Annotated in this window: 1 pseudogene; it reads right to left on the bottom strand. The window is 63.5% G+C overall.

Going from position 1 to position 851, the window contains the following annotated elements:
- Nucleotides 1-851: pseudogene (locus IRT45_RS36360) on the bottom strand (hypothetical protein); the annotation flags it as partial.

The following is an 851-nucleotide window of genomic DNA, read 5'->3' as shown; positions in this document are numbered from 1 at the left end:
TGGTCGGGGTCGGGCTTCAACGCGCCCACTGGCAGCGCGGTGAACTCCGACCAGCGCATGCACGACAGCGTGAGGAACCGCACCGCCGACTGCCATCGTTCCGGAGTCATGTCGAGCAGCAGCTCGTATTCGTCGTGCTCGAGGAAGCACGGCTCGAAATTCCGTTTGGGCAGCTTCGAGTCCTCGCAGGGGTTGAACGGGATGAGCCCGCGGCGCTGCGCCACCTTCAAGCACCCGGACAGGAACCCGTGTTTGTTGGCGATCGTCTTCGCCGCGACGCCGTCGCCCTCCAGATCGGATATCCAGTCCTGAATCGGGGTGTTGCGGTCCTGGTCCGCAGCACACAGCGCCGAGAGCGGCAGATCGCCGAATAGGGGCCCGAAATCGTTGCGCATGTACGCCCGGTAGCGCTTCTTCTGCGCATCCGACGCGCCAGTGAGGCCATCGATGTAGGTGGGTGCGAATGTCAGCAGGGTCACGGCCTTCTCGACGCGCGCGCCTTCCTCGGCGGTGAGTAGCTCCCGAGTCCGCTCGGGCCCGTTCTTGTCGAGGATCTTCTGCCACCGCACGGCGGCGGCGTGGTCGTCGAACGTCAGGCTCGACTGCACCTTCCGCCCCTTCGATGGGTCGAACTCGCGGAAGAGGATCTGCGTGTAGGTAGACCCGTCGCGGCGGGTCGAGATGCGTAAACTCGACATGTTCGAAAGCTCCGCTCGATGCCCGTTCGACACCTCTCGACGGTTGCTCGCGACCTCTCGGTGAAAGCAAAAAACCGTGCAGGTGTTGACGGCTACTGTTGATGAACGCTCAGTGTGCGTTAGCATCATAGCCGTGACCTGCACGGTTGCGGT

This window comes from Nocardia sp. BSTN01, from assembly GCF_015354405.1.
In the GTDB taxonomy this organism is placed as follows: Bacteria; Actinomycetota; Actinomycetes; order Mycobacteriales; family Mycobacteriaceae; genus Nocardia.
The sequence above is the reverse complement of the archived record's forward strand: the minus strand, read 5'-3'. Positions and strand labels throughout refer to the sequence as shown.